Annotated in this window: 10 protein-coding genes; 4 read left to right on the top strand and 6 right to left on the bottom strand. The window is 39.1% G+C overall.

Translation table 11 applies throughout. The annotated features are described in order from the left end of the window. The first annotated feature begins 145 nt into the window (after positions 1-145). From AR328_RS05980 to AR328_RS23455, 4 genes are all read left to right on the top strand, one after another. Positions 146-1,744, top strand: coding sequence for a hydantoinase/oxoprolinase N-terminal domain-containing protein (locus tag AR328_RS05980; RefSeq protein ID WP_066291678.1), 1,599 nt, complete (start codon positions 146-148; stop codon positions 1,742-1,744). Between the two features lie 17 nt (positions 1,745-1,761). Beyond that, the gene (locus AR328_RS05975; protein WP_066291672.1) at positions 1,762-2,913 is read left to right on the top strand and encodes a DUF917 domain-containing protein; all 1,152 of its coding nucleotides are present in this window, start codon (positions 1,762-1,764) and stop codon (positions 2,911-2,913) included. A 77-nt stretch (positions 2,914-2,990) separates the two neighbouring features. Further along, on the top strand, positions 2,991-4,106 hold the full coding sequence (locus AR328_RS05970) for a DUF917 domain-containing protein (protein ID WP_269433505.1): 1,116 nt from the start codon (positions 2,991-2,993) through the stop codon (positions 4,104-4,106). Continuing rightward, positions 4,107-4,280 (top strand): Rid family hydrolase, encoded by a 174-nt coding sequence (locus AR328_RS23455; RefSeq protein ID WP_082677135.1) that lies wholly within the window; start codon positions 4,107-4,109, stop codon positions 4,278-4,280. It begins immediately after the preceding gene. Positions 4,281-4,419: 139 nt separating this feature from the next. Here the strand turns inward: AR328_RS23455 and AR328_RS05965 are convergent, their stop codons facing one another. From AR328_RS05965 to AR328_RS05940, 6 genes are all read right to left on the bottom strand, one after another. Continuing rightward, the gene (locus AR328_RS05965; RefSeq protein ID WP_066291662.1) at positions 4,420-5,442 is read right to left on the bottom strand and encodes a dipeptidase; all 1,023 of its coding nucleotides are present in this window, start codon (positions 5,440-5,442) and stop codon (positions 4,420-4,422) included. A gap of 85 nt (positions 5,443-5,527) precedes the next feature. Further along, on the bottom strand, positions 5,528-6,847 hold the full coding sequence (locus AR328_RS05960; protein WP_066291661.1) for an aspartate aminotransferase family protein: 1,320 nt from the start codon (positions 6,845-6,847) through the stop codon (positions 5,528-5,530). Between the two features lie 402 nt (positions 6,848-7,249). Beyond that, entirely contained in the window at positions 7,250-7,564 is a 315-nt protein-coding gene (locus tag AR328_RS05955) for a cupin domain-containing protein (protein WP_066291659.1), read from the bottom strand. Positions 7,565-7,579: 15 nt separating this feature from the next. Then, positions 7,580-9,316 (bottom strand): hydantoinase B/oxoprolinase family protein, encoded by a 1,737-nt coding sequence (locus tag AR328_RS05950; protein WP_066291653.1) that lies wholly within the window; start codon positions 9,314-9,316, stop codon positions 7,580-7,582. 1 nt (position 9,317) lies between these two features. After that, the gene (locus tag AR328_RS05945) at positions 9,318-11,360 is read right to left on the bottom strand and encodes a hydantoinase/oxoprolinase family protein (RefSeq protein WP_066291651.1); all 2,043 of its coding nucleotides are present in this window, start codon (positions 11,358-11,360) and stop codon (positions 9,318-9,320) included. A gap of 269 nt (positions 11,361-11,629) precedes the next feature. Next, positions 11,630-12,976, bottom strand: a complete 1,347-nt coding sequence (locus AR328_RS05940) for an MFS transporter (protein WP_066291649.1) — start codon at positions 12,974-12,976, stop codon at positions 11,630-11,632. Positions 12,977-12,982: the final 6 nt, after the last annotated feature.

Here is a 12,982-nt window from a genome sequence, read left to right as displayed (position 1 = left end):
GGGTAATGCAACCAAAACTATACATTCGGTTGCAATGGTATTTAAATTGAATCTAGTAAATTTTTTTCCTCGGCTCTGTTCCCTCTTTGGTGATTTTGAAAGGGGTACAGAGCCCAATTGATATATATACCAAAGGGGGATTACCATGAGTCAAATTAGAATGGGAATTGATGTAGGAGGAACTTTTACCGATGGAGTGATTATGCAAGGCAAAGAAGTACTTGCAAAAACAAAGTCATTAAATACAGAAGATATTATTTCAGGTATAATTCATGCCCTTGATGATGTATTACGAGATAGCAAAGTTTCCCCTTCTAATATTTCAATGATTTCGTTAGGAACTACACATACAATCAACGCAATTATTGAAAGGAGAAATTTGGATAAAGTTGGAGTATTACGTCTTGGTGCCCCATCATCTACCTCAATTCCCCCACTTACTGGTTGGCCAGAGGATTTAGTAGAAGCAATAGGTGGAAGAGTACATACCCATATTATCCGAGGCGGTTCTGAATTTAATGGTCAAGATATCGTTCCATTAGATGAAGAAGCAATCATTTCTGCTGTCAAGGCAATGAAGGGACAAGTAACATCTGTTGCAATCGTGGGAATATTCTCACCGATTATTGCAAAGCATGAAGAACGAGCTGCTGAAATTGTACGCGAATATCTTGGCGAAGACATTCCGATTACCCTGTCTCATAAAATTGCCTCACTATCCTTAATTGAGAGAGAAAATTCTACGATTTTAAATGCATCTGTTGTTTCCGTTATGAGAAATGCAATCCGTGCATTTAAGGAAGCAGTTGCTTCAAGAGGAATCAAGGCAAGATTGTTTGTTGTTCAAAATGATGGAAGTGTAATGAACGCTGATTTTGCAGTGGATTATCCAATTTTTACAGTTGCTGCAGGTCCGGCTGCTTCTGTTAGAGGAGCTGTTTATTTATCGGGAATTGAGAATGGAGCAGTTGTAGATGTAGGAGGCACCTCCACAGACGTAGCTTACATTGTAAATGGTTTTCCTAGGGAAAGTTCTGTTACCGTTAATATCGGTGGTGTAGTGACAAACATTCGTTGCCCCGACCTATTATCTATTGCACTAGGTGGAGGAACCATTATCGAGGCGAACCAAAATGAAGTGCTTAGTGTTGGACCAAAGAGTGTAGGCTATAAACTAACGTCATTAGGTATGTCCTTTGGTGGAGAAACATTAACAGTTCATGATATCGCAGTGGCAACAGGCAGATTAACAAATAATCTAGATATATTTGAAACAAATTTTGTTACACATATGAAAAACATTGAAGTGATTCCGAAAGAGGTTGTTGAAGCAGCTGATCAGCGAATCAAAGAAAAGATAGAGATTGCAATTGACCAAATGAAGACAAAATCTGGGTTAATCCCCGCCATTTATATTGGTGGAGGAGCTGTCACAGTTCCACAAGAAAATATAGCAGGGACATCTGAAGTGATCCTGCCAGAAAATTTTGAAGTCGGTGGAGCAATCGGCGGTACAATTGCAGAAATTAGTGGTTCAGCTGAAATTGCAGTTGACCTAGATAAAGAAAATCGCGAAGATGCAATTACCCGCGTGGTTGAAATGGCAAAAAAACACGTTAGAGAAGCCGGTGCTATTGTAGGGACTGAAGAGATTATGGAAATTGAAGAGGTGCCGTTTACCTATATGCCTGGAAGACAACAACGAATTAGAGTTCGTGTAAAAGGCAATGTATTTGAAAATTAATAAGGGGGGGAATCAAGATGAGTGTATTTAACACATTACAAAAGTGGAATATTTCCCAATATCGTTCCATTGATAAAAAAAGTATTGATGAAATCGCTTTAGGTGCTTCCATTTTAGCAACCGGTGGAGGTGGGAATCCTGAAATTGGCCGACTTTGGGCACATAAAGTAATTGATGAAAAAAAGGATATTTTGATGATTGATCCAATGGATGTTCCAGACGATGTGTTAGTTTGTTCTGTTTCCCCATTAGGTTCACCAGTTGTATTGACTGAAAAACCACCGAATGAGGAAGTATTAAAACAAGCTGTTCTTAAACTAGAAAAATATTTAAGAAAGAAAGTAGAAGCTATTGTTCCAGTTGAGTGTGGAGGGGTTGCATCGATTGTAGCTTATGCCATTGCTGCAGAATTAGGTGTACCTGTAATTGATGCAGATGGCATGAATCGTGCTTTCCCTGAACTCCAAATGACATCATGGGCTACGCATGGGATTTCACCAACACCAACCGTTTCTTCAGACGACCGTTTTAATACTACAATTATAGATACAGTGGATTATTTAGTAGCCGAATCAATCGCTCGAAAAGTATCCATGTCTTATGGTGGTATTTCATGGATTGCGACATATCCGATGACGGGAGCAGATTTAAAAAGAGCTTCTATACTTAACTCCCAAAGTATCGCATGGGAAGTTGGAAAAGCTGTTTTACATGCTCGAAAACACCATTTAAATCCTGCTGAACAAATTATTTTAGCATTAAAAGAAAAATATGGTCTAAAAGGTTTTAAGGTATTTGATGGGAAAGTAGCTGATATCCAAAGAGAATTTGGGGGTGAAATGAGCAAAGGCTTTACAATAGGAAGACTTTTTTTAGAGGGAATCAATGAAGACAAGGGAAAAGTAGCACGTCTCGATTATCAAAACGAATGGTTAAATCTGTTAATTGATGATGATGTAAAGTGTATGACTCCAGACTTAATTGCAATCATCGATGTTGAGACAGGTGAACCAATTCGTACAGAAATTGTGAAATATGGATATCGTGGTACTGTACTTCTTCTAGCAACACATGAACGGATGAGGACCCCAAAAGGAATTGAGACATTTGGACCAAGACATTTTGGTTATGACCTCGATTATATTCCTGTGGAGGAATTAAATAAATAATTGGCATAAAGCAATAAGGGGAAAAGTTTATAAGCGTCTTTGATAAATTGAAAGAATTAAGAATTTCGAAATATAAGGTGATTGATCGCCAAAGCATTGAGGAAATCACATTAGGAGCTTCAATCTTGGCCACGGGAGGTGGAGGGAATCCCGAGATTGGTAGACTTTGGGCACTTAAGGTTCTTGATGAAGGAAAGAATATTGTTCTTGTTGACCCTGAAGACATCCCAGATAATATTTTTATAGCTTGCCCAACACCTCTTGGTTCATCTGTTGTTTTAACAGAAAAACCACCAAATGAAGAGGTGTGTACACATGCCATCGCAAAACTCGAAGATTACTTAGGAAAGAGAATTCAAGCAACGATTCCACTAGAATGTGGCGGGGTTGCTTCAACGATTACGTATGCAGTTGCAGGGGAATTAGAGCTGCCTATTATTGATGCGGATGGAATGGGGCGAGCTTTTCCTGAGTTACAGATGACTTCATGGGCTACCCATGGAGTAAATCCTACACCAACAGTTTCATGCGATGACCGTTTAAATACAACGGTTATTGATACAAAAGATAACCATTTGTTGGCAGAATCAATTGCTAGGAAAACATCGATGTCATACGGCGGGATCTCCTGGATTGCTACGTATCCTATGAATGGATCTGATGTAAAACGCACCTCCATTATTAACTCCCAAAGCATTGCCTGGGATGTTGGAAAATCTGTTTTACAGGCAAGAAAAGAGCATTTGAATCCAGCTGAACAAATTATTGCAACACTTAAGCAAAAGTACAATATTCATGGATACAAGGTATTTGATGGAAAGATAACGGATATTAAGAGGGATTTTGGTAGCGAATTACAAAAGGGGTTTACAATTGGACAGTTAGTTATGGAAGGAATAAACGAGGATAAAGGAAAATCAGCAACGATTGATTTTCAAAATGAATGGTTAAATCTTATTGTAGACGGATATTTAGAATGTACCACACCTGATTTAATTATTATTCTCGATACTGAAACAGGGGAACCAATCCGTACAGACATTGTGAAATATGGATACCGTGGAACAGTTCTATTATTGGCTGCACAAGACCGAATGAGAACACCAAAAGGGATTAAGGCATTCGGCCCAAGACATTTCGGTTACAATATTGATTATATACCAGTTGAAGTGAGACAAAAGGCTAAGAACTAGATGAAAGATAATAGTGCAGCTATAACATTATATGATGTAGTCAAAGTAAACCTCTTTATCGCTAATATTGATAACTTTGAAGAGATAAATGAAATATATGTGGAGTATTTTAGTGATCACAACCCAGCAAGAACGACTGTTAAAGTAGCAAACTTCCAAAAAACGTTAGCCTAGAGCTCGAGGCAATAGCGAAGGGTTAAATATGATTTAATGAACGCTAAATGGAATTTCGGAATAGACCAATACTTTTTATGCTGTATAATCCCACCGACAAAACGCTGATGTCTTAAATGTGCTTTGTCGGCAGGATCCCTTAATAAAGCCTTAAAAAGTTGCCGCCTACTATTTTTTCTATTTCGCCTTCCTTATATCCTCGTATAACTAGACCTTCTATTATTAAGGGGAAACTTTGGTGACCAGCTATAACATCAAAAGGCTTACGAGGCATATTAGCTAAGCTTTCTGCAGCTACATATTTGAAAAAGTCATCACATAAATCTAGCCCTATACCTACATGGTCAATTCCGATCAAATCTACAATATGATCAATATGATTTAAATACTGCTCTAAATTGCTTTTCTTATCCTCGGTTGCAACAATGATACTTACCGCGTTAATACCGATAACTCCACCTTTTATAGCAATCGACTGAAGTTGTTGATCTGTTAAATTACGCATAGTATTTGAAACCACTCGAGAATTGGAATGGGATGCAATAATTGTATTTTTTGAATGCTTAATTACATCTAAAAATCCTTCATCATTTAAATGTGAAATGTCAATTATCATACCCAGTCTCTCAGCCTCTTCAATTACCTGAAGCCCGAAAGCAGTAATTCCTCCCTGTCTCCCTTCACGAATTGGACTAAAATGACTGCCTTCACCTACAGCATTTCTTCTACTCCAAACTAATCCTAGATTTCTAACACCTAATTCAAAAAATACTCTCAACAAGCTTATATCTGTTCCAATCGGTTCCGCCCCTTCTAGTGACAAAAGAAAACCAATTTTCCCCGACTTTTGCGCCTCAATCATATCATTCTTATTTAGGCAGAGCATTAGTCTATCTGGGGACTCCTTCAATTCTTCATACAAAGCGCTTATCTGACTTAGTGCTTTTCGAAGTCCCATTTCAGGCAGGTAGTTATTATCAATAAAAATAGCCGCAATGATTATGTTTATACCGCCTTGTTTAAAACGAGGAAAGTAATCTGTTTCGATAACCTTTTTTCTTCCATTCTCCCTTTGTATGGAAACATCCATTAACAAATCAAAGTGTGCATCAATTATCAACATATTATTTTTTATATTCTCAGCTATTTTTTTTATACTCATTCCGCTGCCTCCTGAATATCCTGAATTGACTCAAAATCCTTTTAATTTGTTAACCTATAGGATGTTCGCGCTCACGAATCCCCCTTTATAAACCCGTTTTTATACCAGTGATTTGCTTTAGACTGACATCCATATAGTCCACTAATTGTTGAATAATTTCATCTGTATGAGCCATTGAAATAGCATGATGAAGCAGGTAGTTCGGTGAACAGTACACACCTTTTCCTGCAAGCGTTTCAATAAACTCCCCATAATGTTCCTTATTGCTTTGGGTTGCACTTCTGTAATCAACTATTTCTTGATCGGTAAAGTACCAATGGAAATGTCCGCCTCTTCCTTGCACTCTCGCTTTGACTTGATGATTTTCTGCGATTTTAGCAAACTCTGTAATTAACTTTTCTGTTTTAGTTTGGAGTGACTGGAATACTTTTCTTTCTTCGTAAATCTCCATAAAGGCTAATGATGCTGCTAAAGAAAGTTGATGGCCATTATATGTTCCAACAAAAGAGCATGTTCCTTTACCAGGTGTGACCGTTTCAAAAATGACTGATTTTCCTGCTATGGCTGCTAACATATAACCGTTACTAATCGCTTTACCAAATGTGGACAAATCAGGCGTTAATCCGTAATACTCTTGGGCACCACCAGGTGAATCTCTAAATCCGGTTAATAACTCATCAAAAACAAGAACAATATTTAATTGGTCACATAATTTTCTTAATCCTTGTAAGTATTCTTTTTTTGCTGGAATATAGCCGATATCAATCATGGTTGGTTCGATAATTAAAGCGGCAATTCGGTGTTTGTTTTTAGTGAGTAGCCGTTCAGCTGTTTCCAAGTCATTATAAGGAAGAACAAGAGTACTCTTTACCACACCCTCAATTAGTCCGGATGCACCTGGAAGTGATTTCGGTTCGGTTTTATCTCCTGCCTTTTGCAAATCTGGCCATATGCTGACGTGGACAGCATCATGCCAACCGTTATAAGCCCCTTCAATAACAGCAATATCGGATTTCCCCGTATACGTTCTTGCCATGGCCATTGCATGCATGATGGCTTCTGTTCCCGTATTAGTGTAACGGATCTGTTCTGCTGTAGGAACAAGAGATAGAAATTTCTCGGCTGTTTTTATACTTAATTCTGTTTCCACACCTGTAACAATTCCTGACGTACTGTAATACTGCACACGTTCATTAAATTCTTGATCATTATGACCTAGAATAATAGAACCATTTCCCATGATGCAATCAATATAACGATTGCCATCGACATCTGTCAGGTATGCCCCTTCACCTTTTTGGTAATAAACCGGGTGTGGATTACGAAAACGGGAATTTGAATTAACTCCACCAGGTATAGACGCTACTGCCCTTTTATATAACTCTTCTGATTTTGTAAGTTGCATTATAGTCACTTCCTATCTAAATTCTTTAACTGCATCAGCGGATAACATGTTTTTATATAAAAAGTTATAGAATGCTGCTTTTATATTTTCAGGTAGATCGGTATAAACCTGGTGGACTGCTTCATTTCCCCTCCAGTATGAGTAAATGAAAGGTGCCCTTAATGAATGTTTGAAGAAATGAAGACGGGACTTAATCCAGTTTTCCTCACCAAATTTATTCATAATCTCAATTCAGCATTCATATTTAATTCATCATTGACAGGTAATTATGGGGGTAGGATCATTTACATTTTACAAGGTGGATTAAGATGGAGAAGGACACGGTACATGTGTGTACTGTGTCCTTTTACGCCTCTCCATTAAGGGTATTATATATCTTGCTATTCTACAGTTAATATTTAATTAGCCCTTCACCAATGCATATACCAATTCGCAAGCGCTATCGCCTTCATTCACACACCAATGTTGTTCCCCCGCAGGAATATAAGATGCTTCACCTTCACTGATTTTATATGGATTCCCTCCGCTTATACCGGATAAAGAACCTTTAATGATATAAGAATATTCATGTTCCTCATGGAAAGTCGTTCCTTCTTTAGGAAGACGTTCTCCCGCTGGGATAGAGACGAAGCCAAACCTCACTTCTGCCCCTTGGAAACGATCCTGAAAAAGTGTTTGTACAATTTCTTCTGTTACTTTTGGCTGTTCAATTTTCATGTTAATACCTCCAAATTATGATAATCTACCTGGTAGCTCTATATAGTCGAAGGTTTCCGGATTAACTTCAACTAGGAAATGTTCTTTTGCCTCTTCAATAGTGAAATACCCGTTTTTCACATCTTTTGCTACTTGATCCGCAGGTCGTTTTAGTGGGCTTCCATAACCACCACCTGTCCCTGTCATCAAACGCACGACATCGTTCTTTTGAAGCTTGTACCGAGGGTAAACACCGTACGGTCCATTGACTTCACCGTTAGCCTTATGAATATAAAACTCGTTTGGTGACCCTTCATTTCCTTTATTCATACCCCACGGATAAAACTTATTTCTACCGTAAGTAACCGTGGCAGCTTGGCCATCAGACAATGCTCGGTAAGCACGTATAACCCCTTTACCCCCTATATATTCACCTGCACCCGCCCCATTGCCGTCTTGACGGAGGCTGTACTCATCAAGCAAGACACCGTAGCGTGTTTCTGCCACTTCAACAGGTATATTGTAGGTCTCCCCATCGAACATACAGAACTGACCTGAAGCACCATCTTGTCCTACAGCTCCACCCCAACCTCCGACAGAAGGTTCAACGATAAGGAAAGGTTCCTCTGTATCTTGATGGTTACCAGATAACGTCACAGCACATACGGATAAATGGTGACCTGCAGTTAGCCGATTAGGCAAATGCGGTGCCAAAGCCTTCCACACTAAATCTAAACTGCCTAAAACTGTTTCAAAATAATTGGAAACAGGGACTGGTCGCTCGGCTGACATGATCGACTTCGGGTCAACTAATACTTGAAGTGGACGAAAAACGCCATCGTTTACATCTTGCTCGGGGTTTGTAACGGCTAAGAAAATGACCCTTACGGCTGACATAAGCCCTGTATAGGAACAGTTCATTGGACCAGGTACTTGAGGATGGCTTCCACGAAAATCGCAAATAAAGTCGTCATCCGTGATGGTGACTTTTACTTTAATTTTGAATGGCCCATTGCCTATACCGTCTGTATCGATGTAATCTTCTGCTTCAAAAACACCTTTTGGAAGTTTTTTAATTTCTTGACGTGAGATCGTTTCACCATGGTCCAATAAATAATTGATAGCTGCTACAATTGTCTCTTTGCCGTGTTTGTCACATAACTCTTTTAAGCGGCGATCACCTGTACGCAATGCGGCAACTTGTGCCCACATATCTCCTAATGATAGATCTGGGAAGCGGACATTGGAACGAATGATTTCAACGATACCTTCGTTTAGGCGGTCTTCATCATATAATTTAATGCAATTAAATTGAAGACCTTCCTGAAAGATATCTACCGCATCATTTGTAAATGAACCAGGGTCTTTTCCACCAACTTCCGTCCAGTGTGCCTTGTTTGCGGAAAATGCGATTAGCTCTCCTTCATAGAATATCGGCATTACCAGTCCAACATCGGAAAGATGGGATCCTCCTCCGTTATAAGGATCATTGATAATAATGACATCGCCCGGTTTCAGCTTATCTCCTGGGTACTTTTTAAGTGTCTCTTTTACCATAAAGGTTAGCATTCCGATGAACCCTGTTACACCATTTCCTTGAGTTAGCAGGTTTCCCTGTGCATCGGTTAAACCACTGGCATAATCGAGTACTTCATAAATAATTGGACTCATCGACGTGCGGGCCAAGGCAACGAACATTTCGTCTCCTGCTGCTAGCAGAGAGTCTTTAACAATTTCCAGTGTAAATGGATCCACTTTTACAGAAGTTGTCATATTACTTTTCCTCCATTTCGATAATGATGTTTCCGTAATCATCTAAATGTAATTGTTGACCATCATAAATTAAAGTGACAGCGGCTTTTTCTTCTACTACGGCAGGTCCATGGATTACCTCATTTGGCGGAAGCTTATCACGGTCGTAAACTGGCGTATTGATCCATCCCTTTTTCTCGTAGTAGATGTTGCGGTTTTCTTTTTTAGCTTCATCTACGGAACCATTACGTGTGATTTTGCCGATTTCTGGTTTAGGTACCTTACCAAAAGCCGTTACATGGATATTTACGATTTCAGTCGGTGAATCTTCCAGTTTGAATGTAAAGTTCTTTTCGTGAAGATTATGGAATTCTTTAATGATTGCATACTTATCTTCTTCAGACCATTTTCCGTTAGGAACAGGAACTTTAACGGTATGCTCTTGCCCTAAGTAGCGCATATCCGCAAATCGATGGAACTCGATATTTTCTGCAGCCATTCCTTCATCTTCATAATGAGCAAGTGCTTGTTTTTCAATTTCTTCCCACTGCGCATCTATTTCGGAAAGAGAAAGTTCGTTTAACCGTTTGATATATGTTTGAATATAATCATGTCGCAGGTCCGTCATCAGCATTCCCCAGGCCGAGAATACTGGTGAAGCGATTGGCACAACGACTTTTTTCACGCCGAGCTCAAGAGCAAGTGCAGGGGCGTGCATTGAACCCCCACCACCAAATGCGAGCAATGTGAAATCTTGTGGGTTATGACCTTTTCGGATTGAAATTAACTTCAATGCATTTAGCATGTTTGAATTAGCGATTCGTATGATGCCAAGTGCTGCCTCTTCTGCAGAAATTTCGAAATGATCACCGATTTTTTGCTGTATAGCTTCTTTTACGTTGTTCATGTTCACATCGTAATCAAAGTTTTTAGGGGACAAACGACCCGTTAATAAGTTGGCATCTGTTGTCGTAGGTTCCGTACCCCCTAATCCATATGCAACTGGCCCAGGACTGGCTCCGGCAGATTGCGGACCGACTTTCAATGAACCTGCGTTGTCAATCCACGCGATGGACCCGCCGCCGTTTCCAATTTCTACGATGTCAACAACGGGTGCTTTAATCGGGTATCCCGCATTTCGGCTATCTCTTTCAATGTAGTAATCTGTGGAAACTTTTACTTCCCCGTTTTCGATGAGTGAGCATTTTGCTGTCGTCCCACCGATATCAAAAGCAATGATATTTCTTTCACCAATTAGTTCCCCCAAGACAGCTGCTCCGAAAATACCGGCTACCGGCCCAGATTCAACCATGTTGATAGGTGCTTTCTTTGCATTATCGAACTTTGTTGTTCCGCCATTTGATTGCATTATGTAACGCTGATTACCATCGATATGCTCGCGCAATTCCTTATCCAGTTTATCAATATAGGTTGTGGCAGCAGGTTGGACATATGCATTTAGAACAGCTGTATTCGATCTCTCGTATTCCCGCCATTCTTTGGTAATCTCACTCGATGCTGTCACAAGTACCTCTGGCCATAGTTCCTTTATAATCCTTACTGTTTCCACTTCATGCGATGGATTTACATAAGAGTGCATGTAGGAGATAGCAATCGCCTCAACACCTTCTTTTTTAAAATACTTCACGCATTTTTCGATATCTTCTCTGCGTAAAGGCGAAAGGATTTCCCCTTTATAATTCAGACGTTCATCTACCTCGAGGCGCAAATGGCGTTCTACAAACGGCTCCGGCTTTTTATAGCGGACATTAAATAGATCTGGTCGGTTCCCCCTCGCAATCTCTAAAATGTCTCGGAATCCTTTTGTAGTAATCAGACCTGTTTTTGCACCTTTTCGTTCAGTCAATGCGTTAATAATAACCGTTGTCCCGTGAATGAACATAGAGAGCTGTTCTCTTTTGACACCAGCCTTCTCAATAACGTCTAGTACCCCTTTTTCAAAATTAGGTGGAGTAGTATTACTTTTCGCGATCCCAATAGTACCATTTTTATCAACGTATACAAGATCTGTAAAAGTACCTCCAATATCTGTTGCAACTCTCATTTTTCCACACTCCTCTATTTTAGTTTTAAAATATTAGGTAGCCTAAATTAAAGTATTACTGTAATCATTATGAATATAACATAAAATAGTTGTGAATGGAATAAAAATTTATAATTATCAGTCAATATAATGATTATATAAAAGGCCTAACACAGGCATTTACAATAAAATGCCGGTGTTAGGCCAAAAAAAATTAAAGAGAACACTAATTTACTAAATCATAAAACCAGTGAGTACCAAACATAAGTTAGACCCATATTTTATAGATGTTACTCTAATATTTTCCCTTCAGTTTCCCTTATAAATAAAATAGTGATAAGTGTAATGACCATAAATATTTGAATAAAAGAAACTGTGGCTCCAAATACCCAGCCCAATCCTATTACAAATCCGATTAATGAAGGTGCTATAGTATTTGCCCAGCGTTGACCTGCTGCACCCCAGCTATAACCTACACCGCGGACATTTGTCGGATAAATTTCACCAAACCAGGTATTCCAAACACCCCATGCACCTAAACTGAAGAAAGCTAAACCAAAGTTAAAGATGTAAAGTTGCGCCACGTTTGACGAATAGGCAAATGCAAAACCAAAGATTGCTGCGAATAATACAAATCCAAACATTACTTTCTTACGCCCATATTTACTCGTAAGTTGAGCTGAAACAAGATAACCAGGTATTTGAGCGACAGCTGATAAGGCTAGAAAACCCATGCTTTGTCCAAGTGATAATCCTTTTTGAGATAAAAGCGTAGGAATCCAAGTATAAAGCCCCCAGTAGCCAAAGGAAAAGGAGAAATTTACAATTGTTTGTAAAACAGTAGTCGTCAACATCTTTCCTTTAAAAATTTCTAAGAAACTACCTTGTTTTACTTTATATACACTTAACTCTGTGTCATCAGATATCTTTGTTTCTCCTTCACTTAGTTCATGAATCACCTTTTTAGCCTCTGCTGTCCTTCCTTTGCCCGCAAGCCAATATGGTGATTCAGGTATTTTAGCAATTACAAATCCCCATAGTCCTGCTAATGAACTTATAAAGATTATTGCTCTCCATCCCCCAATAACTCCATCCAAATCCAAAAGCAAACTAGTTAAAGCAATTGCAATTAACGTACCAATCGGCCATCCTGCGGATAAGTGGACAGCCCCTTTTCCACGATGTTTAACCGGAAGCATTTCTTCATAGTAGGGAAATATACAAGCTAGTACTCCCCCCAAGGAAACACCGGATAATAGACGAAAGGTATACAGTACCTCGTAGTTCGGTGAAAAAGCGCTGATAAGTGAAACAATTCCGTATAGAAATAAGCTGTAGGTTATTGCTTTTTTACGCCCAATTTTATCTCCTACTATTCCCCCTATATAGGTACCTGGTATCATCCCTAAGAATATAGATCCTATTAGGGAGCCAACCTGGACTGGAGTTAATGAGAAATCAGCCGCGATTGCCCCACTAATCATAATTATGATCATCATTTCCCAGGCCTCTATTACAAAAGCCACGAATAGTGCCATACCAACAAACTTATGTTTTTTAGTAAGTGGCATATTTTCAAAAAGGGATCCCACTTCAATTTTATTTAATTCTGATGATGACCTGGCTAAATTCCCCATATTAAC

The organism is Bacillus sp. FJAT-29937 (genome assembly GCF_001509555.1).
GTDB lineage: Bacteria > Bacillota > Bacilli > Bacillales > Cytobacillaceae > Cytobacillus.
The sequence above is the reverse complement of the archived record's forward strand: the minus strand, read 5'-3'. Positions and strand labels throughout refer to the sequence as shown.